Origin of the sequence: Pontibacter saemangeumensis (assembly GCF_039541895.1) — a bacterium.
Taxonomy (GTDB): Bacteria; Bacteroidota; Bacteroidia; order Cytophagales; family Hymenobacteraceae; genus Pontibacter; species Pontibacter saemangeumensis.
The window spans coordinates 1-24,348 of the sequence record NZ_BAABHC010000027.1; the positions used below are offsets into that span (position 1 = coordinate 1).

Here is a 24,348-nt window from a genome sequence, read left to right on the forward strand (position 1 = left end):
CGACTAACGGTTACTGGTTTCTCTTTCATCTTGATTTGCTAAGGTAAGCAAATCGACTGTCCTTGATTATTAGAGCATCTCACGAAACCATTCCACTGGCCAAGGAGAAAATGCTCGACAGCTTGAGGCAAGATCCTGTCAAACATTTTTATTCGGCACCAGCCCTTGCACCCGAAAACGAAGGGGTGGTGCCGAAAAAAATGAGCCCAATGGCGCGGGTTCATGGAACACAGCTTTAGTGCAGATGCCTGTCAGCTAATCCACAGCTGTCAGACTATATTTTGACTATTACACCTTATATGTCCCTCTCTTGAAACCTGAAGATGATACTAAAATATTAAGATAACAGCTGCCTCAAGATTTGATTAAAATAAAGCATTTCTTTCTTAAGCGGTGCGGGAAATTACTTCCAGGCGATCATGCAGTTGCGCTCTTGTAATTCCTATCTGGATGAGTTCTCTGTTTAACGTAGTGATTTTGTTATTTAGCTGTCTTGCAATTGCTTTCATTTCCTAGTTACCGGAATCCACCGCCTGAACTACTTTCCAGAAAGCGAGAGAATCCTCTGCCAGGCCGACGATAATGTTTACCCCAAGTACAAAATCAGTCATGCCTTTGTGCTTTAGTTCTTCGACAATAACTTTCTTCAGTATAGACACGGCTGTCTTTGCGGGGCCATCAATTCTGGTGCCGCTTTTGCTGTAGTTGTCATAAAGATGCCGAACCAGCGCCTAGTAAAGAGAGTTCGCTTTTTTTATTTCGAACGCTTTGATGATGGCATTTAGAGGCACCAGGGATGCATTAGCTATAATGGCTGTTAACCCCCAGGCGTTGGCCGTCATCATCGTCCGGTTAAGATCAACCTGTACTTGTTTTAATAGGTTGATTCCTTCTGTAATACCAAGCTGCTTTCTGGCCATAGCATTATACTGATACATTAAATTCATAGCGCTTTTAATTAAAAGTAAAATGTAATTATGTACTGCCGCGAATAAAAGACTACAGATAGTTACTTCATTCCCACTCGTTATCAATGAGGATGTGACGCTGAGTTTAAGTAAATGGAGACGAATATTTGAATTACCCACCAATCAAGACTGTAGGACAACCTAAAGTAATTATCCCACCGTGTACAGTTTGATCTCCCATTCTTGCAGCTGGTTTTCCTCCAATCAATACTGTAGTTGAACCTAATGCTATACTATCAGGAGGACCGACACAGGTACACATATCACCCATTACGGAGGCAGGTACTCCTCCAATCAATACAGTAGACATACCAGAACCTGTAATAGGTCCACCTACATGCGGTACTGGAGGCAAACCCGGTGTTACCATGGGGCACATGTGCATATCGCCAATTCTTGCTGCTGGTTTGCTCATGAGTTATATTTTATATATATTCAGGGAAGAGTAATTATCTGTAGGAAGAAGGCTTTGGAATAGCATCATCCGTCCATAAGTACTGGCGTGCACTTAGCTCATTAAACTTTACACTTTGTGTTGGAGGTGCACCAGTGTGTTCGTAGAACTTGACCCGAAGCATTCCTGATTCAAAGCCACTGCTTTCTACCTCTCCTCGGGCTCCTTCCTTGATAGGCCGTACATTTCCGAATTCACGGTTAACCGGCAGGGTTGATTTTAGCCTGACTGTTTTACCTTTTCAAACAAGATCAGGTGTTACTGAACGGTCCATTTTAATATGTATTTAAAGTCAACAAACTGGAATCTATAGTCTTGGTCTAGCTAACTATTAAATAGGAATTCTCTGAGCGACATTGATAGCTGCTTGTTCAGTAGGGGCTGCAAGTGCGGTTCTAAAGGTCAGCAGCGTATCGCCAGTTTTGATCTTATCACCATCTGTCAGATAAAATGGCTGTAAGGGTTGTACTTTAGTTCTGGTATTCATCACATAAGTGCCATTGGCGCTTCCTAAGTCTTCCAATAAAAAATTGATTGTGTTTGCTTTAGACTCTATTCTTATGGCAGCATGTTTCCGGCTTACTGTTCCATCGTTCACAATTTTAAAGATGCCGTTCAGTCCTCCCATGGTTCCGGGATCCCGCCCAATAAGAGTTAGTTCCTCTGTTATAGGGAATGCTACCGATTTATTGTTTTCAAAGAGCTGCACCAACCAACCGTACAGATCCTTCTGGCTATCTGGTGATTTTATTCTCTCAGTAGTTCTGAAACCCCAGTTCTTTCCTTCTGAACTATTCATTACTGGTGAGTAAACAGGTTTGCCTTGTTCTGGTGTAAATCCGAGAGGTTTAGCTCTTGCAATCTCTTTAGGATTTGGTCCATAGATATTTTCTCCTCTATCACCATCTGTTACTGTTACCACCAATAACCAGATCGCTCCAACAAGGGGTATAAAACTAATCATATAGAACCAACCACTTTTTCCAGTGTCGTGCAGCCGCCTTACTGTAACAGCCAAGGCCGGAATTATCATGGCTAAAAAGTAAATACTGGTGCATATTGGCAAGAATATTACTTCCTCGATAGCTGTAGCAATAACAACATCTAGGATAATTGCCACTATTGAGAATAGGATATTGAATAGCATAAAATACCAATATTCACTTCTTCGTGCCCTCCCGCTGAATGAGGCGTAATTTTTTAAAGCTTGTAGATAGTAGTTCATACCTCTTCGTATTTGATTAATGATGTTCACCCTACATATGCTAACCCTTAGATAGTTACGCTATTTATCTGCCTTGTACTCCTTAGCCCTTATTCTCTATCTTTTTTCAATTAGCACCATATTAATGGTTTAATATATTTGCCTTAAGCCTCTTTACACTTTTTATATTTTATCAAAAGGCGGTATGGAAGTTGTTTCAGAGCATAGTTGAGCAAACACAAGTGTTTAAGCTTATATCAACTGCGCTACTGGCTCCACCACAGGGTACATTTTCATGTTATCTACCCGCTGCAGGGCATCTGCCTCACTTAGCGTCTCGCCATACCTGCACAATACAAGATTCGTTTTGCCAATCTGGAAAGTATCTCCATCAACAAGGCTAAATGTTTGATTTGGTCTTAGCCTTGTCTGAGTGTCATGTATGTAAAGGCCATTGGCACTGTTCAGATCTGTAATGCTAAATTCAATGCTGTTAGCGGAATCGTGTACATTGAGGCGGGCATGCTTTCTGCTGATTTGTAAGTCACCAGGTAGCGGTATGTCACAAGCTAACTGACCGCTTTCTTCACGCCCAATCACGAGGTTCTTTTCACTAACGGCAAAAGCTTGTTTTGGCCTGTTGAGGGTATGTACTACCAACCATCCAAACACCTTGGCTTTCTCAACAAAACCATTGGAGTGCTGCATTTCTCCTAGCTTTTGGAAGAGCTGCACCATTTTATCAGCAAAATTTTCTACCTTGGCCAATGCCTCCTGAGACTCATTATGAGAGTATTCAAGCGTAAGCAGGCTCCTTACTAAGTTTTCAAATTCTCTAGGAGCCAGCTCAAACCACGCATGTAAATAGTTAAGTAAATCTTCCCTGTCTTTCCGCAGCAAGGTGTTCAGTGTAAGACTTATCATTCTTGCCCAGCGGACAAAGTACTCTACCATCAGGATAGGAGGCTGCTGGTTATAGATTAACCTGAACGTATCGATGCCATTCGCCAGAAATGTCATTGTCTGCTGGGCTATAGACAGCATGGCTTTGTCAATATTGGTAGGATTTGGCTTCGACAACATCTTCTGAATAACATCAGTAGCAGCAGTTTCTGCATTACTTAACTGCTGCAGTAATTTATTGTAAATAGCCAGCATCCTGGGGTAACTGGAAACCTGCATGCAGGGAGGTATGTAGTGTTCAGACAACCGCACTACATCTCCATCCACCTTTAACCTGCCTATACTTAATTGGTACGCGCTGAACTCCGGATGGTAAGTCTGCGGGTACGGGAGTATTTCTAATCTATAATTTGAGATTGTATGGGGTTGCCTGAGAGGAGTTTCTTCAGGATTGGGTTGCCCAACAGGTACACGTGTAAAAGGGTCAGCCACAAGAATTAACTCATACGCCTGCGCCTGCATATCCTTAAGCTGTATACTCGCCTCCACCGGTCGGGTGTGGTGGGTAATTTCTATCCTGACTCCTCCTGGTGTGATAGCCCTGCATTCTGCTATTTTTACTTTAACGTAGCCCGAGTGATCTGAACTTAGTTGTATGTCTAATGGCTGTTTCGTAGAACTGCTTTGAGGGAGTAATCCATAACTGTAGGTGTTCAATTGCATTCCTACTACGTCCCGAATCTGATCACTCAGAGCACTCTCTTGCTGTATAAAGTGAGCCTTTGAGATTTTCATCCCGTCTATCCAATTAACAGGAAAGTGTTTTAACTGTGGAAGCATCTGTTTTTATTTTAGCTACTTTATATAACTGTACTATAACCTAAACGGGAAGGTATCTCCAGTTCCGTTAACCAGAATTCAGCCTCTTCTGCGACCGCATGGACTGTTGTTTCCACATCTACTTCTGCGGGAAAAAAGAAACCATAAAGGGTGCTTAGTAACTTTGTCTGTTTCCCCCCGGGTAAGAAAGAAGACAACTCCTCTCCTCTTACCGGACCAATAAAAACCTGCACTGAAGGCTCATCGTCATACCAACTGGCACCGAGTACAGCGTCCGCACCTAATACTACACTACCCAGGCAGGAGAGTTGATCTTCCTCTACAACTTGCGTTTTACCCTCTATTGTTCCTATCTGTACCTTTTCATCCAGTATTACTTCCAGGCTGTGCGCTGTCAGTTGTAAATCACCAACAATACTGTGCAGGTGTGGCAATATGGAAAGCATCTTTAAACTTTGCCTTTGGTTAAAATGCTTTGGATTAATCTTCCAGAAGCGCAGGAGCATTTTTATGTTTTCAGGTTGCGTATTCGTCTGCCAGTACTTCAGTTCTGTACTGTCCAGCCAGATGCGCTGGCGGTAAAACTCCTGCTCAATCGGCAGAAAGAAATTTCGTGCAGCCTTTTCTTCTTTTCTGTAACGCGCACTTTCCTCTGTGGCTTCTTCTGTACTTATTGTGTTCTTCTGTACGGCTTGGTGAAAAATACCCTCCGGTAACATGTCATACAGGCCTTCACGGGAAATCTTTAAAATAACTTTCCTACCAGGAGAAGTATCAATCTCCTCAACTTCCAGTACATCCTGGCTAAAGGATCTGCGGAATGCACCTTCCGGTTTTACAATTATATCATCAAGCGCTACACTTTCATTCTCAATCCAGGAAGCCGCCAACACCTCCGCCCGTACGTCGTCTTCATCTGGTAACATACTCATGACTGTTAGTGGTGAGTACCTGTATCTGGGTTAAGAAAAGTTTGTTTCTCTCAATATAGGACCTTAGTTCGTTACAGGTGGCATTCCAGTCCATGCTTTCAAAACCCACAGCAGGAGTTAACAATATATCTAGTGTTTTCACAAAACCACTTCTGGAAGAAAGCTCCTTCTTAAAGCCCTTCTTGATTTCCACATTTTTTAGTTTGTCTCCTAGCTCAGAAAAGCATGCTGCTTTCAAGTCTTCTTCTGTGGCAATACGGCTGCGTGTGAGTAGCGCAAACCTGAAGGCATGCACTTTCTCGGATTCGTTCAAAGGTTCACGACCGCCAGATGTAGGCGTCATCAGCATAAGTGTTGTTCGCTTTACATTGGCAGGAGAAAGAGGCTTTGTTTTTGTACCAGCAGCCAAAAGATTGGCTGCTTCACCCTGTGAGGTCCAGAACTCAACCCATACATCTTCAGATAATTTTGTGTTCAGGAACAAATGACACTTGGTTGACTGGTGTAGTGGTTTATTTATGAAATGCATCTTAAGCCTTGTCAGGCTCTGTTCTAGGCCTTTTATTTCAGAGTTAAGCGCGTAGTTTCCGAATGCTTTGAACGTACCGCTTTCATCACGCATGAGTTCATACAAATAATGTAGCAATGCTTCGGCATCACGCTGGTCAAAGCGGCTAACACCGCTTTGCTTCACAGAATAAATGCCATCCTCCATTTCCCGGCGTTTGTCTACTGACACAGCTTGATATTCACGAGACGCTGTATAAACACGACTAACCGACATGAAGTGTTCGTCTATAAGTAAGGGAATGATATTCAGGTTGGGGGAGAGGGAGTAAGGGCGATTACCAGCATGATGTTTTCTGTTCATTACAGGAAAACAGTTTAAAGAGCAGTACACATCATCAATAGCCTGCAAAGAGATTCCTTCCGGAAAGCGCACCTCCACCCATAGCAAATCATCTTTAAAGCTTTTTAGAACCTCATCCGTGAAAATATTTCTAAAAGCAGATGGATAAGTGCTATAGACAAGAGGAAAGCTTTGGCTCTGTATAGAAACAAACTGATTCTGATAAACCTGTAACGCATGGTTTTCGAAAGGTTTTATCATATCGTTTTCTATCATTTGCCTGCGGGCATCGTTACCGTTTTTAGGATAGCCTCCATGGGTTTTCAATACATCATTCCCTTCTGTTACCCAATCTGTTAAAGAGAGCAGCGGGACAAACTTTGCTTTATCAGGATTGTTTTTCCAGTCAAAGAAGAAAGAAAAGCCTTGCAAGCTCTGTATTTTATTATTTATTCTTATACCTAACCACAGAGAAGTATTATAAGCTGTTTCCTCATGTGCAGCGTAAAGGCTATCTCCTTTAACCAGCGGAGTATCATAAAACGCAATCTTGTTTTTAGTAGCCTGGCATATGATAGTAGCATCAAAAAGCGTGAAATCTGTAGCGGGAGAAAGGGAAATAGGCAACACTACTGTTTTGTTTCCTTGCAAGACTTCCTTTTCTGCTGAAAAAGTATTTTCTTTTTTTACAATAGTGCTGGGTAACTCAGAGCAGGCGTGCATAATAGCATGAGCCGGACGCGCACTGGTAGTTACCTCCGGAACCATTAATTCAGCTAAACGTTCCAGTATACGGGCTTGGGAAGCATAAACCTGATGCGCTGTGCGTTCAAACTCCACGGCACATGCTCCCATTAACAAATCGATTACCGGATCCAGGTTATCTGCATCAGCTTCCTGCAAGTTCCACAAAGCAACAGCCTGTGCACGAAGTCTGCGCTTTACCTGTTCTTTTGTAAAGCTGTCCTGGTTTAGGGCATTCGGTAATGCTTGTAACTTCATAAAGGCTGCGCTTATGTGAGTGAAAGGGGACTAAAAAAGATAAACTCTTGGTGTTGGAACGACTCGTTTGTCTGGCGGATAATACCTTCTATATGAATATTTATTCTTCTTCTAAGCTCAACTACTTTTCTGGTCTTCGGATCAACTATTTTCAAATCATCTAGGTTTACTACTACCTGGATATTAGATAACCTGACTTCGTATTTTTTAAGAGATTTTTGAAAGGAATCTAAAAGTTCTGTTTTCCATTTATCCACACTTCGTATAGTCTCAAAGTCTTTTTCCCAAATCATGCAACCGTATTCGTTATCGAATCTACTCTCGTTAAAGTGGGTTCTGATGATAAGGTGTATATGCTGGCGAAGTGAATCGGCAAGTGTACACTTGGGTTGCCTTAGTTTTTGTGTTAATTTCTCACAATTAAGAGGTATGGTTAAGTAGCTGTTCAGCATGTTAATTCAAGAATAAATAGCCGATTCATTTAAGTTTATATGGGGCAGAAATGTGTAACTTTCCCAAATTCGTTTTCAGTTTGGTCGAGCTGGCTATCCTTTAGCCTCGGAATTACAATCTGTATTAGTCCGCCCTTCCTTCTTTCTGCTAATTGTTCCACCGTTGGCTGTTTTAGCGCCAGGTCTGTAGATGCTTTTCCAAAGTAAATCTTGTCTTTTACTACTTTAAATACCTCCTGCGCTTTTATGGTACCTATATAGGCTATAACTTCCTTTTTAAGCTCAATTTGTACTCTATAGCCTAGCATTGTAGGCCATGCTTCCAATATTGCTAGTCTATTCCTTATCTCCTCCTTTTTATGTTCTGCTATGTACACTTGGCCTATTCTGAAACTGGTCATGATTTGGCTCATAGTTTTAGGATCAATCCAACAGTTCGAAAACTTTGGTTTGTTCTTTTGAGAGCAAAAGCGCCATAATTTTAAACCTGGAAGTAAAGTCACCATGTCTGGAGGGGCCAGAAATGAATCCTCCAATTCCTGCGTTAGCTGATCGGCCTTTTCAGGCTTAGCTTTCTTTTTATCCAACGGGACTACAGACCTGGTAAAACCATCTTCAAAATTGTATTTTGATATATCAACCATGCTCTTATTGCGATTCAGAATTAATTGAAAGAATTGAATGATATACTTTATCACAATTTATTAATCTTAATTCAACCTGATTATGCCAGCCTTCACCGAGGCTTGCGCCCCACCATCAATCTGCAGCATTTGAGACTTAACAGATGCCTGTGCTCCTTCTATGTTGAGTTGTGCAGAGGCTTTCAATTTTGTAGTTGTACTCTCCAAGCTCATCTGCTGCCCTTTTAAGTTAATAGCATTATCTGCGTTTACTTTCATGTCCATAGCCTTGATTTCTGTGGCCTGGCCTGAGGTTAACTTGATGCCCTGATTTGCTTTTACGCTTAGCTCCTGCGCTTTCATATCAGTTGCTTTGCCTGATGTTATTTTGATCCCTTCGTTAGCAGTCATTTCGATTGACTTTGCTTTCATTACCAGGTCCCCTTTTGTCTGAATGGTAATTTTGCCACTGCCTTCCATCGAAAGGGCTATCATGTTGGTAGGATCACCAGTATCTTTATTGATGATTCTTATTTCTTCTTTGCCGTCTTTATCTGATAAATAGATCTCGTTGCCATTGCGGGTGCGTATCACTTTAAAGTTATTGTTACTATCCTTCCATTCTGAAGGCGCTACTTTTTTGTGGTACACACTCCCCATGACAAAAGGCTTGTCCGGGTTATTGTCTTCAAACCCAATCATGACCTCATCGTCAATTTCAGGCGTGAAATAAAAGCCATGAACGGCGCTTTTTCCATTACCAGACATCGTGTTGGCAACGCGTATCCAGGGAGTAGATTCGGGCGCCTTTTGCCAGTAGAATTGTGCCTTCACCCTACCAAGCCCTTCCGGATCTACATTGTCAATAATCACCGCTGGTTGGATTTCGCCCTGAGGTCTTCGTACAGGCGCTGGCGGAGGAGACTGGTTTTCTACAGGAATGGCTGTGAAATCATTGCTGTAGGAGTAGGAGCCACTAATGTGATGCACAACCGATGTAACAATGAACCTGCCATAATCCTGTTCGTTAACAGCTTCCCCGGTTATGTTGACGACAGTACCTACGTTCAGGTGTGGGTTATCACTGTCGCCGGTTGCTATGACCATACTGCGGGCTGAAGCGGATTTTTGTACCGTAAGTACCTCATCCAGTTCCTGCTGCTGTACTACTACATTTCGGGTGGCATAGGCAGGTTCCTGTGAAAATATTTTAGCTGATTGATCTAAGGCAAATTTCCCGAATTCATCCAGGTCTTCTACGGAAGCAGAGGAGGCAGCGCTTTCATATACCTCGTTCTCCAGGTAATTGTACGCAATGGCCTTACTATTAATGGGCAGCAGGTGCAGGTCAAATTCAAAGCTGAAAAGATCTTCACCAAAAGGCAAGTCAATTACATCTCCTTTTGGTAGTTTACCAAAAACCAGCTTTGTGCCATCATAAAAGCACCACTCCCCATAACTGGCAGCCATCCGTTGCAGAAAAGCCCAGTTACTTTCGTTAAACTGAACTGCATAAGGTATGGCAGTTCCATTCATCGGACTTACCTCCGTTTCCAGGGAACGAGGTACTTTCTCAAGGGCTGCGTTTGCAATCTCCTGCAGAGTCTTTTGCGAGAAGGAACAACATTGGCCATTCCCATCCATCAGTACGGTAGGGCTGCTCCCCCGAACAATCACCTGGCGTTCGCCATTTCCTGATCTACTCACACCTATGTTTGTGACCAGTCCTATGAACTGGTTGTCAGGATACTTTTTCTCAAAGAGTTTAGACCCAAAACGTATGATAATAGTTTTGCCTATATACTCTTTTGACTGCTGCAAAAAGCCCCTGCTGCTGTTTTCTAACGCATCTACAGGCAGCACGACTTCAAACGCATGATGCTGGTGAATATCTTGCGAAATAGAAATGCTGGAGAAAGGCAGTAGCTGCTCTCCTTCAATGTTTATTTGTACATCTACATGCTGTGCCAAGGGAAGTTTATTAAAGTTATAGGCTTACATTAATGTTTGATGCCTTGGTACAGTATTTACGACTGAACTACTTATAGCTCTAGTTATGTCATTAGTGAATTTTAGGAGCTGAGAGTAACATTCTTTTTTGTTACCCCATTCTTGTTCAATTTTAATACCTTCTGCAGCAATTCTTAGATTATCTAACTCATACTTTATCTTGCCAGCATCTAAGCTTCCTTCTACAGAGATTAATTTATTGATTCTGTCCAAAGACTTACCATACGCTAACGAATTTGTACCAATATCAGAAGGATATAATATGCCAACTACTACACCAGCAGATCTTCCAATTACTTGTTTTATAACTTCAGAAGCTCCTGTTGATGCTGCTGCTGTTATAGCTCCCCATTTAAGCATTTGTGTTAAAGCTTGCTTTCTAGCAAAGTTTTCAGCCTTGCTCCTGTAGTAAGAAGTTTTAAAGTTGTTGACAATCGTGTTAAGCTCCTTGCAGTTTGTGGAGCACGAGAAGTTTAAGTTTTCTACCTCTTTCATTACTTTTAAACCTTGAGTGTAACCTATAGGAACAAGGCTACAATTCTTTGTAGCCTTGTCCATACATATCTACTTTTTACTAGGCCATTCATTCTGAAACTCAGCTGGACCATTTTCACCATCTACTTTCAACTTATGAGCTGATACAGTAAATGTTTCCATCATGTTTTCCCCTCCCTGCCAGCTAAAGTTCTCGCCATAGTTGACGATGAACGCATCATCGAACTTTATCTTCTTTAGAGATTTTGCATCATCCTCATCGTCGCTAATGGTGATTTCGCCGCTTTTGGTTTTACCTGATCCTACAGTCATCCATGCGGGCAGGAAGGCACTTTTTGTGGATTCGATTGTGATGTTCACTGTGCCTCCCCGCACAGCACCTGAAGGTCTTCCGGAAGCATCGATATCACGGTTGAAATTGTAAGAGAAATCGATTACTCTCACATCCTTTAAACTGTCTAAGTTTAGTCTTGCATTAACTGCCATTGCTTTAAAATTTTAAGTTGATAAATTTTTAATTTAATAAGAGATAAGATTTATGATAAAAGTTGTATGTCTATTGTTCAGCATATTCCGATGCCCAGGCCTCTGCTGTGTCTCCTTTAGTTCCACCGAGTTTCAGCATGAAGTTCTTGGCAGGGAAGAAAGGGGTAATGTGCAGGTCAATAAATATCTGCTTTGTGTCTGGGTCCTGCTCCAGTCGCATCAGGTTGTAGTCTTGTATGATCTTATCGCTGCCCCTGATACTTTCCAGGTACTTGGATATTTCTTTTCTTAAATCTCTTTCTACCACTGGTGTCCAGTTCACAAAAGCCTGGCGGTTCAGGAAGTCGATGAGAACTTTGCCGACATAATCGAATACACGCACCACGGAGTAGGTTTGCAGCCCAATGTCATTACCTGTGTAAAGCGTTTTGGCAGAGAAAGCCATTACCTTTTCCCACTCTTTTACCATGGGTACCAGCCCACGCTTCTCCAGTTCAGTTATTTCGCTTTTCTTAAGTGGAAAGCTTACGCCATCTACTTCGTTTATGCCACCGTGCATTTTACCCGCGGTAGGCTGCGCTATAAGCGTGCTGTAGATTTTACCTGCGAGGGCGGTAGATGGAGGTAGAAACATTTCTTCATCCTCCCCAAGGTCCTGGTGCTTTTCACGGCCAACCAGCCAGTTGCAGGTCATCAGTACGTTAGAACGATAGATGTCCCCGCCAGTGAGGTTAGCAGCATCAAACTCTTCCATTACCTCATCGGGCTTATCTAAATTTTCGAAGTCTGTAACCAGCATCACTTTGTTTTGGTGTGCTATTTTTGCCCACTTCTCTACCACTTTGTTAGAACCTAAATAGCCTGGTATCACAAGTAGCGCATAGTTCTCGCGCAGATCCAGGCGGTCATGCCGGGCTTTAAGCTCTTCATTGATCTTATCAATGACAATGGTGTTGTCTAGGTCTTTAAGACGGTCGATGTTTGCATTAAAGATGGTAAGGTTCTTAATCTTGTCACTTTCCGCATTTTTATAGAACATAGCTACCGAGCGATAAGCCTGCTCCAGCGGCCGTATTTCGTCTACCGCTTTTTTTAGATTTGTCTTCAGAACTTCCTCTGCTGTTTCCGCCTTTTCCTGGGCTGCAGTCACCATATCAGAAACACTTTCAGAACCTTTAACCAAGTCTAACCACATGCTAAGCTGCTTCTTTAATTTTTCTCTGTCGTTAGCCCGGGACGATTCAGATAAAAAGATGTTTTTGCGAGCCTTGCTTTCAGGGTTCATCACCTTTGCTCCGTCAATGGCTGTTTCAATAAGTTCAAAGCCGCCGAAATCTATTAGTTGATCGCAGAGCTCTGTTAGATTCAGACTTGGTGCGGGAGTTTCGACTGCAATTGCTTCTTTTTCACGCGTATTCAATACTTCTTCCTGTTCCATAATATTTAGTATTTAAAAAAGCTCCTGTTTTATTTTGCTGCGTCAATTTCCTGAATGAGTGCTTCGATACTTTGCATAAAAGCCTGGCGGGTTTCAGGATTTTGTAATGCAGATTTTAAAATCTTATTTGTTCTGAGTTGCTTGGCCACCTTCTGATAAGTTTCCTGCTGCTCCTTTGTTTCTGATAGAAAGTCACTTTGGTTAATCAAGCCTTCTTTACCAAAGTCGCCCAAATTATTAAAATTCAGTTCTTCATTGACAGGTTTACCTTCTGCGGTTTCAAACCCAACTTTTGCACTTGGCTTGAAATGCTGGAATACTTCGTCTACTGTTTTTAGTCCTGTAATGGGCTCTATCTTAGTAGGTTTTGTGCTAAGCTGCTGCACTAGCAGGGTGCGGTTTGAAGAGATTTGTGTGATTGCTTCAAACGATTGCTGTGGGACAAGCTGTCCTCCAATTTCTACTTCATTCATGATGTATCGCTTTTAGTTTAGTTTCTGATTAAGGTTTATAGGGTACTATACCGTCCTCTTGTTATAAAACTGTCATAGCAGGATTCCCAATGCTCGTAGCCCATGCATGTATCAGACTCTGGAGCTATTATTCAGGTTGAAGCACAGCCTCGGCGGTCGTTTCTGTTTCCCATATTAGCTCTTGGTCTTCGTTGATATCAAGGTTTAACTGAGACCCCTTACCAACTTTTCCTGCAATGATCATCCGAGAAATAGGTCTTCGCAATTGATTGCGAATAACACCTGTTAGAGGTCTTGCTCCATACTTGGGGTTGAAGCCCGAAAGTGCAAGGTGCTGTTTTGCCTCTTCCGAAATGTTTAAGGTGATGCCTTGCTTAGTAAGTGTATCCAGAAGCTTTTTTAAATGAATGTTGAAGATCTTTACCACATTCGACTCTGTAATGGGAGCAAAGGGTACAATCTCCGTCACACGAGCTAAGAATTCTGGCCGGAAATGCCTGCTCATGATTTCCATCATCTCTCCTGAAGCAGGTAAAGCACCTTTTTCAAAGCGCTCCACAATAAAGTCGCTACCGATATTTGAGGTAAATAAGATGACGGCGTTCGAGAAATCCCCTTCCTTACCCAGCCTGTCATGTAATTTTCCTTCATCTAATATTTGCAGGAACACGTCAAAAACAGAGGGGTGGGCCTTCTCTACTTCATCAAAAAGAAGCACCGCGTAAGGCTTTTCTCGTATTTTATTTACCAGTAAGCCACCTTCTTTGTAACCTACATAGCCTGGAGGTGCTCCGTACAACAAAGCAGCAGAATGTTCTTCCTTGAACTCAGACATATCAAACCGTATCATGGCCGATTCATCGTTAAACAGGAAGTCGGCCAGTGATTTTGCAAGTTCCGTTTTGCCAGTACCCGTTGGCCCGAGAAAGAAAAAGGAACCGATAGGCTGACCTGGCTTTGTAAGCCCTGAACGTGACTCCAGAATAGCTTCAGCAATTACTTTGATAGCCTGATCCTGACCTATGACACGCTGCTGCAGAATCTCATCCATATTGAGGAGCTTCTCGCGTTCTTTGCTCTGTATCTTACCTAGCGGAATACCAGTTTTATGGGCAACTACCGCTGCTAAATCCACTTTGTCTACCTGGCCCTTCTTGCTAGCTGAAAGTAAATGCAGTTGCTCCAGCGTCTTCTGTAAGTTAGCAAATAAAGCCTCAGGCATGTCCAGGTCTATGCTATCATCAGTTTCCTCTAGCTGCCCTAGTAGGATGGGGCTAATGCGGTTATTTAATTCTCTGTTAAACCAACGTAAATCAGCTATAGAAAGAGAGTCTCCGTTTAGTACAGCTAAATTTTGGTGTAGCTCTGCCAGTTCTTTGGCAGAGGTTTCATCGGCCATTCGTATAGCGGCCATCGTACGATCCAGCAAGTCGATAGCCGCATCGGGTAAGCGCCGGTCTTTAACATAGCGCCTGGCCAGGTTTACGGCTTCTTCTGCTGCGCCATCAGCTACAGTGATATTATGGTGCTGCTCATAGAACGGGATGAGTGTTTGCAGCATACGTGTAGCCGTTATAACATCAGGCTCTTCTACCCTCAGAACCTCAAAGCGCCTGTTGAACGCCTGCTCCGGCTCAATAAACTCTCTGTATTCATCATTTGTAGTAGCTCCAATCACGGTTATTTCCCCCCGTGCTAACTCTGGTTTCAGCAGGTTAGCTGCTCCGGAGCCAACCGGACCTGTACTATCCAAGAACGTATGAATTTCATCTATAAACAAGATGGCTTTATCCAGGGCCTTTAGCTCTTTAATGATGCTCTTCAAACGATCTTCAACCTCGCCTTTATAAGATGCTCCAGCTACCAACGCACCAGTATCTAGCTCATACAGGAAAGAGTTTTGCAGGTGAGCAGGAACATTATTGTTGATAATGCTTAGAGCAAATCCATCTACTAAGGCAGTTTTACCTACTCCTGGTTCACCAACAATAAGTACGTTTGGTTTCGTGCGTCTGCCCAGGATCTCGATCATCATTCTGGTTTCCCGGTCACGGCCGATGATGGGATCTATCTTTCCTTCTTTGGCAAGGGAAGTTTTATCTATACAGAACTTGTGTAAGGCTTTTGCACCCGTTTGTTCACTTCCTTTTGCACCAGATCCGTTTTTACTTGTTGATGCAGCAGCCACAGCTTCCTGTATCAGAGCGTTCTCTACAGAAGTGTCAAGAATATCGTCGGCAGAAAGCGGAAAGGTTTTGAGTTGTTCCTTTGTAAAGGCTACATTGGGTTTGCTTAATGCTGCTAAAACACAAAGCGGATCTACAGTATCTTGTCCTAACTTTAGTCTTATGATGTCTGCTTCATCCATTACGGCTACTACCCGATCATCACCTGTAGGGTCACTCACCCCTCTGGAGGCTTTGGGGTAGTTCTCTATTCTTACCTCTGCCCATTCCCGCAGGTAAGGCACGTCCTTATCTACTGACTTCAGAAATTTGGCTACACCTATTTCCTCATGCAGCAAAGCCCTTAGGAGATGTGCGGGAGAAAAATTAGCGTGCTGGTATTCCCGTGCAATGGATTGGGCAATTTGGATGGAGCGGCTTAGCTCATTTGTAAAAGTAGCATTTAGTGACATATCCTATAGCTTTTGTATTTAGCTTTTCTAATTCATTTCTTGCATCTCTTCAAAGCTGCTTTCAGTTACCTATATAGTTACTATAGAGCCTTATGATAGCATCTGAGTTGATATCTGAACCATGTTTTACCATAGCAGTGCAAAATTTCTTTACCCCTTTAGCTCCTTTTGCACCAATTACTAGTCCAGCACCGGTTACTGCCAGCGTAGTGCCTGCTGATACTGGGGCGGCCCCCATTCCAGCTACTGCTAAGTAACCTCCTAAGCCAACTGCAGCGGTACTTACTCCACATGCAACAGCAAGTTTTGCTACTGTTTCAGGACTTTTACAAATTGCTTTTGCAGTCTCACTGGCCTCTTTATCGGTGCATCCAGTTTCTATTTTCAAGACCTTTTGAAGGAAATTCAGCATTTATTTTAATTGGTATTAAAGTAAGGCTTATGCTATACAAAACAACCCTGAGGTAGAGCAGAGCATAAGCAATGAAACCCACTTGTTAGTCACAGAGGAACAGCAACTCTACTATCGATAAGTTACTGTAAAAAGTACTAAGGCTGTTTTAACTAGTCCCCTTAGTCAATTTTACTATTCACTTCTGCACTATTTGCACATAAAGCTTCTGAACCTTTCCTGTTGCGTCATCCTCTCTGTTCGTAATTCTGATGCTTTTGATGTTATGCCCTTTTAGCAGCATGTTTAAGAATTCTGGCGCTTTATATTGTTTGATGACTGTACCGTCCACTTCATCGTAAACAAGCGCACCACTGGCAAACATGCCGCTTGCTTCCGCATACCACTGATGTCTGTCTGTTGCTGGCTTATCCTGGGATTTTATAGCCATCAGATAGTCACCAAGGGTTTCTGGTCTAGAGAATGATAATGGTTGCCTGGTAGGAATCTCTCTGGTCACTTCTCTTTTTCTTTTTACTGGTGCCTTATTTTTAACTGCTTCAGAGCTTGCTGGAGATACTTCTGGTGTTGGTGTTTCAGCTACGGGTTCTTTTGCTGCAGTCGCTACTGTTGTTGGACTAACAGGTGCTTCTTTACCTTTAGATAGTTCTGATACTGTTTGTACAACCTGTACAGAATCCGCTACAGGTTTAGCCACGGTTTGTTTGACCTGTCCAGTATTTAAGTCTATGAATTTTGGAAAAAGTAATGCGGCAGCAATAATTAAAAAAATAGCAACTGTATACAGCGCTGGTTTTAAATAAGGCTTTTCATCATTTTTCAGAGGCTTTGCAGTTATGTTAGGTGCAAAGCTTCCATATGGTTTCCAGGAGTCGTTTTCAAGGAAATAAGCACCTTCTTGCTCCAACTGCTTTGCAGTTGGGCGCTTTTCCCAATCAAGATTTAAGCAGGCCTTAATTATGTTGTTGAGAATACGGGAGTAGGTGGACGGTAAGTCCGGTATCTCAGCACCCTGTAATAAGCCTAAACCTCCATTGCCCATCCATGGCACTTCACCTGTGCACAATTCATATAGCGTTACGCCTAAAGAAAACATATCACCTGCCTGATTATTAATAGGATGCGCTGCAAATCTTTCCGGTGGAGCATAGGCAAGAGCCAGTGCCTGCTTATGTCCGGTTACTTTGCGTAATGTGTTGCGTGTACGGCTGCTGATGCCAAAGTCAGCCAGTTTGTAGCTTCCATCATTGGTGACCAGAATGTTATCAGGCTTGATATCCTGATGTAAAACAGCAGGTTGTCTGGTGTGCAAATAATCAAGGCCGCCTCCGACCTGTTTCATTACCAGGGCGATATCAGCTTCTGAGAAAGGACCTTTCTCGTACAGTAGTCGGCTCAGAGAGCCCCTTTCCATAAAAGGCATCACCAGGTAAGGAACGCCGTTCTGTATATCAAACCTGTAAACCTGCATTAAATGTGGATGATCCAGGGAGCGTATAGTGATGTATTCATTCCTGAATTGCTTGATCCCTATTTCATCCATGCCACTTTCAGGTGCATATACTTTAATTGCTTCTACTATTCCGTCAGCCATTAAGTCTTCAGTCTTCCAGACCTCGGAAAAGCCACCACGCCCAATCAACTCCTTTAAGAGATAGTGCCCCGCAAAAACGTCGTTCTGTTGAAGTGTTGACATAATAATAGCTGCTTTAATACTGAATGCATATTATTCTGCTGTAGTATCTAATAGACAGTATATGAATTTTTAAATTTTTTATATGGCAATATACGTGGTGGCTGGAGTTTTAACTATACCTAAAAGTAGGTATTTTTAATTATTTTAATGAAATAATGTAAAATACCTAAAAGTAGGTATTTTTATTTCCCGACCGACTTCATAGCTTTATGAGTAATAAAATATTGTTTTAAGCAGATAGTCGTTTTGTAAAGGCTAAGAATTCAGAATCTTAGTACTTACCGCCTTAGATTTGCATCACACATAAATCAGCAAGTAGAAAAACCTTTACTGCTAATATTTATCCTATGTTGAAAATATTACTATTAATTGCAGGTTGCATAGGTATGTCTGTAGCTAATGTTATAGCACAGGATGTGCTATATTTTAGTGATGGGACAAAACAAATGTGTCAAATCACAGCTGTCGATGAACAAAAGATTAGCTACAAAAACGTTGACAATTTTAACGGGCCTACCTATACTAAAGCTAACAGTCAACTTCTACTCGCTTTCAGGGATGATGGTAAGTACTTGGTGCTGGGTAATAGAAGTTTAATTAATTCAGCCGAAACAAATGGATTCTTAAAAAATCTTGCAAACAGGGCTTATGATATCCTGATTATGAAGAATGATGAGGTTATATCTGGTTATATTTTATCCGTAGAGGGTGAAAAGTTCAATTATAGAAATATAAACGATGCTACAGGACCTGTAGCATCAATAGACAAAGGTGATGTTGCCGCTATAATTTATAAAAATGGAAAGCATCAGCTTTATGTTAGTACAACAGAGGCTGTAGAAAAACTGGCGTCAGTGAAGAGTAAGGTGGATAAACTAACTACCCCGTCTTCTGCTGAACAGGGAGGTCAAACTGTATTATCCTCAAATACCTTAGATACTGCAACAACTGGTACCGATATAAAAGAGCTTTCTAAAGCAGATTTAGAACGCTTTCAGTTCAAAGCAAAGGAAAAAACAGACAGGTTTGGAACTTACATTGCCATGATTGCAGATAAAGAAACTGCCAGGGATGAGGCAAACAAATCAATTGATGCTGCCTGTGGGCTGTTTTTATCAGATACCTCCAGGGTTTGGGTTTCTAATGTAAATGACGGAACGACTGAAAAGCGTTTCGTAAGGGAGTATCTGAAATTATTAAGATTGCTTCCTTATGACGAAGTTATTGTGACCTGGACAGATGTCAGTTTTGTGAGTGACCTTAGAAAAGGAGCTGATGGCAATTACCATGGAAACATTACTATACAGCAGGTATTTGAGGGATATGTAGATGGAAAACCTATATACAGGGATGTGACAGAGAAAAGAGTGGAAGTTGTTTTAAAAATGTATGAAAAGCTTAAAGAAGGTGAGAAAGTAGAACTTTGGGATGTTTTTTTAACAAATGTTGCGGTGGAAAAGACCACAAAATAACCCTTTTATGAGAATAGTCGGCATTATTTTATTTCTATTAATTGTACATTTTTGCAAGGCACAGAACTTTCATCTTAATGAAAGCGAACGTTTTGCATACCAGGTAAAGCAGTTGGACGAACTTATAGAGAGATTCAATGGGGAAGACCACACTCTTATAAAAGAATATATTGGTAAAATTAATCCAAATGCTGTAGTAGATAGAACAGTACTTATCAAAACACTCTTCGACGCCCAGAAGCCTGATTGGAACCTGCCTGAAGTTAAGACTTTCATAGATTATGTGAATGATGCGAATCAACCTGTTTTCCTAAACTTTGATGATGATGCCTGGTACGCAGAAGCAAAGTGTGCTGTAGTTTACAAAGGTAAAAGGGAAAACGTGCAACTTGTGCTAAAAGTGCAGAAAGAGCAAAACAACGGTTTAAAATGGGTTTTGGTGAGCGCCAAATCTAACTTTTTAAGCAATTCAGCTACTAAGAATGATTTTCTAATTCCTTCGCCCCAAAATAATAAAAGCAGTATAAATCCTATCAGCCACGCAACAGAATTCATGAATTTAGATCTAGCTCTATACGACACAAAAAATATCTCAAACTATATTGCCCGGGATTGTACCAGCGCGGATCTTCTGGTTTTCTTTCAGGAATTGAACAATAAAAATTTAGTTTTTGAGCAGGTAAATTCTGTTATATATCATTTTTTGCAAATAAACGGTTGGGGGTTTACAGTTCAAAAATTCAAAAGGCCAATCAAGAACTCTGGATGGCTGGTAAGCAAACTCACTAGAATGGATGAGGGTGAAAAGCAGCGGTATTTGGCATCAGTACTTAATATTAGCAGGTAAAGCAGGTAGATATGAAGAAGATAGGTTTATTTATGATGATTCTTTTGCTTTGTAACATAGCAAAAGTACAGGCTCAAGAGCTAAATACTAATGACGGAGATCAGATCCTGAGCCAGGTTGATGTCTTAGTTGAAGATTATGAGCAGTTGCTCAACACTATAACTAATTCAGGAATAAGCTTAAAAGAAACTGAACTGATTATAGCAAATAGTTTTGCTACCGAAAATAAAAAGAGATTGTTTTGGAATAGCAGTGCTATAATTGAAGATGATATCAATCCCGAAAAGGCAATAGCAGATAGTGCTGCTGATTTACCGGTCGAGAAGTATCTTCAGGACCTGGATCTCTTATATTCCAAAAGCGAATCCCCTTCTATTCGCTTCAACAATGTAAGTGTCTCTAGTCCCAAAAGGAAAAATAATTTTTATGTAAAAGTCTACTACGATTGCTTATTTGAAAATAAACATAAAAAGAGTAAAACTGCTTATAAAACAGTACGCAGAGTAGCAGAAGTAAGCGTAGATAAAACAGATGGGAAATGGATGCCTTACATTCTTAATGTACGCTTTTTTCAAAAACAGGATTCCATTAATGACATACAATACGATGTTAGACTACTGGAAGTAGAAGATATAGGAACTGGGGTAAATACAGCACTTGAAAACGTACAGCAAAGCTATTTTGAATATATAAACAAAGGAGAAACGGCTCTTAAAGAAGAAGATTTTGAGACAGCAGAGGCTGCATTTGAAGAAGCTTTGAAGATAAGGCCTAACAGTCATCACCCGCTGAGAAAGCTGAGAGAGATTCGGGGAATGGACTGGTACACTATTTACTACACCGAAGCGACTAAGGCTAAGCAATTTAGAAATTATGATGCAGCTATTGAAAGTTATAAAAAGGCGCGGGAAATTAAGGTTACCGATTCCGCCGTACGGGCTGAAATAGAAAAATTGTTAGAAGAGCTCAACAGCTATGTGCGAAACAGGGATCTTTTCGAAAGTAGTTATAGTGCAGGAAAATATGATGATTTAATAAAGGAATACAATAAGCGGCTCAAATCTGATAATATATCCAATTTTGCGGAGGCTGAACTGCACCTTTTTTTAGGTAAATGCTATATAGCAAAAAATAACCCTGAAGATGCACTTAAAGAACTTAAAGAAGCTATACAAAAAGATGGGAACTATGAGCAAGCGCTGCTTGAGAGGGCCTTCTTACATACTTCTCTTTATCATTCAGCAAACAAAAATGATGAAAAGTTGCAGCATATTCGTGAGGCGCATGCCGACATTTCAGTTGTAATATCCAATAATCCAAAAGTTGCAGAAAATTATGTTTATCGGGCTTCTGTAAGGGAATATTTGGGTGATTTTGATGGAGCCACAAAAGATTATGAGCAGGCTATAGTACTCGAACCAAAGAATGCCAATCGACACTATACGAAAGGGATGTATCATCTCAAGCAAAAAGACATGGACCTTGGATATTCGAGCCTGAACAGAGCTATTGAACTAGAGCCTGCTTTTGCAGCCGCTTATTATGCGAGAGGCATGGTGGAGTATGAACACTTTAAGCAACTAAATAAAGCCGCAGATGATTTCAAATCTGCCATAGGTAGTGGATTAGATGAAAATAATAGGAATAATATAACTAGTTTAAGTTTTAAGCATTACCAGGAGGGAGTAAACTTCTATCAAAAAGCGGATTATGAAAATGCTATTTCAAAATTTGAGGAAGCTACTACTTTAAAACCAGATAATATCGATGCCTATTTCATGAAAGGGGAGTCGTTTTATCAACAAAATAAGTTCAGTGCTGCAATTAAAAGTTATGAGGATGCTTTAAACATTAACAGCCAATTGCATGTGGCACTTTACAAAAAAGGCGAAGCCTATTATCACCTAAGTGAATTCCAGCAGGCATTGACAGAGTATGAAAAGGTAGTGAAGGAAAAAAGCTTTGAAGAAGTTTTAAAGTATAGTCCTGAGGCGGCTGCACTCATAATAGATTCCTATATCGGCATCGGGAAATCTAACCAGGCGCTTGAAAAATACGGAGATGCTGTTTTCATAAATGAAACCACGATAAAACTGGTAAAAAAGTCAGGAAGTAAGATGTCTGGTAATAAGCCTGCCGCAACAGCTTACACTTATATTTCTCAGATCCCTTTCAATGAAAAACTAAAGTTGTCGGAACTTTACAATAATCTGGGTAGATGCCGGTATAAAATGAAGAGCTATAAAGTTGCTACAAAAAACCTCGACAAGGCTTTAGACTATCATAAAAAGAATAGGAAAGCCCTTTATAACAGAGGTGCAGTGTATTACGCCCTAAAAGATTATAAAAATGCAATCAAGGACTTCACTGCTAACATAGAAAATGGCTCCAATAAATCAAATGACTATTTTGTCAGGGCTCAATCCTACCAAATGGCTAATAAACATACAGAAGCAATAACAAACTATCGTTATGCTATAAATGCAGACTCTAATTTAGTTGATGCATATTACCTTAGTGGCATTAGCTTTTCCAAACTGAACAAGTTAATGGAAGCGATGGTGTACTATAATGACTACATGAAAAAGAGCCAGGAGGAGAACATAAGTGGTAATGTATATGCCGAACGTGGCATTATAAATCTAAAACTGAAACAAAATACTGAAGCAAAAGCTGATTTTGATAAAGCACTGCTCTTAGACGCTGGCAACGCTAAAGCATTGTATGGTTTAGGATGTTTGTATGCGCTGGAAAATAAGCTAAATGAAGCTATTTCTGAATTTGAAAAAGCTTTCAATACAAAGAAAATCAGTAGAGAGCGGATTAAGGAAGATACACCTGTTTTACTTTCTACTATAGCTAAAGAAAAGCGCTTTAAAAAATTAGTGAAAGCTATCAATAAAAACACCACAGAAGATAATAGTTACATTGCCTTGTATGACCAGGATGAGACTGCACGTCTTACTTTTGGGGCTTCTTCTAAATAGCTTTACGCTGGGAGCAATTAATTCAACATGCAATTCTAACAAGTATGAGGTGCTTTTTACAGCTATTCGTTGTTCTGCTATTTTGTACGGGTGCATTTGCGCAGGAAATAAAGCCAGACATTATTTTCGAGGTAGACCAGGCTAAGATTAAGGCCAGGGTTCTTGAGGTTACTGATAGTGTTGTTTATTATAGAAATTTTAAGCAGTTACATGGTCCTATCTACAGCCTTAGCAGAGAAAAAATTATCAAAATTGAATATGCCAACGGATATGTCGAACTATATTCTGCAGAGCAGGAACAGCTTCATGAAGAAAAAAAGAAGAAGCAAAAGGTTTCTAGAAGCAAGCAGAACTCAATTGCAAAAGCCAATAAAGAAGTAGGAGAACAGCTAAGTGCTCAGGTTCAGAAGGAGGAGAAGAGCTCTGACAAAACCAAGGTGGCTTTAGATACACAAGAGATCAAAATTATTGCGGATTCTTTGCAAGAGCCAGCACCAAGCAATCAAAAAGAAGTTGAGAAGCGCATAACATATAAGCCTAGAACTGTATTGAGTTTAGCAGCAGATGCTTCCCGGATGCTCACTGGAGCTTTTGAAGAAAAGTTGGCAGTAGACTATGCTAAAGGTTACGGAGGAATGTTGCGCTTCCAGTATAATGTTTCAGATGAACTAGGTTTAAGACTAAGCTCGGGCTATATGCAATGGAGCAGGAAGGATAGTATTGATCATTCTCAAACTATGACAAGTACACTTATCGTGGTCCCAGTCGTGCTAGGAGCCAAGTATTATTTTAATAAAGTGATTTACATGGCAGGAGAGGCCGGGTTTTCTGCTCAAAAAACCTCTTTTAAGACTTTTGATAATGAGACTGAGAATAATAAATGGCAAACCCTTACTTCTGATTTTGTAATTCAACCTAGTGCAGTTGTAAGTTTAGGTGCAGAAGTTAGGATAACAAAAGTACTGTTCGATGTTTCTCCCTTTTTCCAGTGGATGAGTACAGAGGATAGTGAATTTGGGTCCTATTTTGCTGGTATAAGAGTAGGCTTAGGCCTTGCCATGGGTAAGCGACAGTAGCATATTCAATGATAAGGTTCGGGAGTGTAATTCTAACTGTGTCATCATTTCCCTTTTGTCCGTCTTCACTTCAGGTCCAGCTGCATCCTG

At 41.1% G+C, this 24,348-nt stretch carries 20 protein-coding genes; 4 read left to right on the top strand and 16 right to left on the bottom strand.

Going from position 1 to position 24,348, the window contains the following annotated elements; all coding sequences use genetic code 11:
* Positions 1-731 precede the first annotated feature (731 nt).
* The 16 genes from ABD920_RS18320 to ABD920_RS18390 all read right to left on the bottom strand — a co-directional run bounded on the left by ABD920_RS18320 (position 732) and on the right by ABD920_RS18390 (position 17,876).
* A complete protein-coding gene (locus ABD920_RS18320) occupies positions 732-947 on the bottom strand; it encodes a hypothetical protein (RefSeq protein WP_345160975.1) in 216 nt (71 codons plus the stop codon).
* 133 nt (positions 948-1,080) lie between these two features.
* Complete coding sequence (locus tag ABD920_RS18325; RefSeq protein ID WP_345160976.1) at positions 1,081-1,383, bottom strand: PAAR domain-containing protein; 303 nt, start codon at positions 1,381-1,383, stop codon at positions 1,081-1,083.
* 370 nt (positions 1,384-1,753) lie between these two features.
* Positions 1,754-2,647, bottom strand: coding sequence for a DUF805 domain-containing protein (locus ABD920_RS18330; RefSeq protein ID WP_345160977.1), 894 nt, complete (start codon positions 2,645-2,647; stop codon positions 1,754-1,756).
* A 231-nt stretch (positions 2,648-2,878) separates the two neighbouring features.
* The gene (locus tag ABD920_RS18335; RefSeq protein ID WP_345160978.1) at positions 2,879-4,369 is read right to left on the bottom strand and encodes an FHA domain-containing protein; all 1,491 of its coding nucleotides are present in this window, start codon (positions 4,367-4,369) and stop codon (positions 2,879-2,881) included.
* A 20-nt stretch (positions 4,370-4,389) separates the two neighbouring features.
* The gene (locus ABD920_RS18340; protein ID WP_345160979.1) at positions 4,390-5,295 is read right to left on the bottom strand and encodes a type VI secretion system baseplate subunit TssG; all 906 of its coding nucleotides are present in this window, start codon (positions 5,293-5,295) and stop codon (positions 4,390-4,392) included.
* On the bottom strand, positions 5,282-7,153 hold the full coding sequence (locus ABD920_RS18345; protein ID WP_345160980.1) for a hypothetical protein: 1,872 nt from the start codon (positions 7,151-7,153) through the stop codon (positions 5,282-5,284). Before ABD920_RS18345 ends, ABD920_RS18340 begins: the two co-directional genes overlap by 14 nt.
* 11 nt (positions 7,154-7,164) lie before the next feature.
* A complete protein-coding gene (locus ABD920_RS25005; protein ID WP_425568645.1) occupies positions 7,165-7,605 on the bottom strand; it encodes a GPW/gp25 family protein in 441 nt (146 codons plus the stop codon).
* Positions 7,606-7,640: 35 nt separating this feature from the next.
* Positions 7,641-8,249: a hypothetical protein gene (locus ABD920_RS18350; RefSeq protein ID WP_345160981.1), complete on the bottom strand. Its 609-nt coding sequence runs from the start codon at positions 8,247-8,249 to the stop codon at positions 7,641-7,643.
* 66 nt (positions 8,250-8,315) lie between these two features.
* Positions 8,316-10,199 carry a type VI secretion system Vgr family protein gene (locus ABD920_RS18355; RefSeq protein ID WP_345160982.1) on the bottom strand — a complete coding sequence of 628 codons (1,884 nt, stop codon included), beginning with the start codon at positions 10,197-10,199 and terminating at the stop codon, positions 8,316-8,318.
* Between the two features lie 24 nt (positions 10,200-10,223).
* Complete coding sequence (locus ABD920_RS18360; protein ID WP_345160983.1) at positions 10,224-10,796, bottom strand: hypothetical protein; 573 nt, start codon at positions 10,794-10,796, stop codon at positions 10,224-10,226.
* 6 nt (positions 10,797-10,802) lie between these two features.
* A complete protein-coding gene (tssD, locus tag ABD920_RS18365; protein WP_345160984.1) occupies positions 10,803-11,219 on the bottom strand; it encodes a type VI secretion system tube protein TssD in 417 nt (138 codons plus the stop codon).
* A gap of 70 nt (positions 11,220-11,289) precedes the next feature.
* Positions 11,290-12,657 (bottom strand): type VI secretion system contractile sheath protein TssC, encoded by a 1,368-nt coding sequence (locus ABD920_RS18370; protein ID WP_345160985.1) that lies wholly within the window; start codon positions 12,655-12,657, stop codon positions 11,290-11,292.
* A 29-nt stretch (positions 12,658-12,686) separates the two neighbouring features.
* The gene (locus tag ABD920_RS18375) at positions 12,687-13,130 is read right to left on the bottom strand and encodes a hypothetical protein (RefSeq protein ID WP_345160986.1); all 444 of its coding nucleotides are present in this window, start codon (positions 13,128-13,130) and stop codon (positions 12,687-12,689) included.
* 127 nt (positions 13,131-13,257) lie between these two features.
* Positions 13,258-15,768 (bottom strand): ATP-dependent Clp protease ATP-binding subunit, encoded by a 2,511-nt coding sequence (locus tag ABD920_RS18380; RefSeq protein ID WP_345160987.1) that lies wholly within the window; start codon positions 15,766-15,768, stop codon positions 13,258-13,260.
* A 61-nt stretch (positions 15,769-15,829) separates the two neighbouring features.
* On the bottom strand, positions 15,830-16,180 hold the full coding sequence (locus tag ABD920_RS18385; RefSeq protein ID WP_345160988.1) for a hypothetical protein: 351 nt from the start codon (positions 16,178-16,180) through the stop codon (positions 15,830-15,832).
* Positions 16,181-16,358: 178 nt separating this feature from the next.
* Positions 16,359-17,876, bottom strand: coding sequence for a serine/threonine protein kinase (locus ABD920_RS18390; RefSeq protein ID WP_345160989.1), 1,518 nt, complete (start codon positions 17,874-17,876; stop codon positions 16,359-16,361).
* Positions 17,877-18,223: 347 nt separating this feature from the next.
* Between ABD920_RS18390 and ABD920_RS18395 the strand changes: the two genes are divergently transcribed.
* Genes ABD920_RS18395 through ABD920_RS18410 form a run of 4 tightly spaced genes read left to right on the top strand, consistent with a single transcriptional unit; the run spans position 18,224 to position 24,258 of the window.
* A complete protein-coding gene (locus tag ABD920_RS18395) occupies positions 18,224-19,348 on the top strand; it encodes a hypothetical protein (protein ID WP_345160990.1) in 1,125 nt (374 codons plus the stop codon).
* Between the two features lie 7 nt (positions 19,349-19,355).
* Positions 19,356-20,195 (top strand): hypothetical protein, encoded by an 840-nt coding sequence (locus ABD920_RS18400; RefSeq protein ID WP_345160991.1) that lies wholly within the window; start codon positions 19,356-19,358, stop codon positions 20,193-20,195.
* 11 nt (positions 20,196-20,206) lie between these two features.
* On the top strand, positions 20,207-23,182 hold the full coding sequence (locus ABD920_RS18405) for a tetratricopeptide repeat protein (RefSeq protein ID WP_345160992.1): 2,976 nt from the start codon (positions 20,207-20,209) through the stop codon (positions 23,180-23,182).
* Between the two features lie 44 nt (positions 23,183-23,226).
* Positions 23,227-24,258 carry a hypothetical protein gene (locus tag ABD920_RS18410; protein ID WP_345160993.1) on the top strand — a complete coding sequence of 344 codons (1,032 nt, stop codon included), beginning with the start codon at positions 23,227-23,229 and terminating at the stop codon, positions 24,256-24,258.
* Positions 24,259-24,348 lie beyond the last annotated feature (90 nt).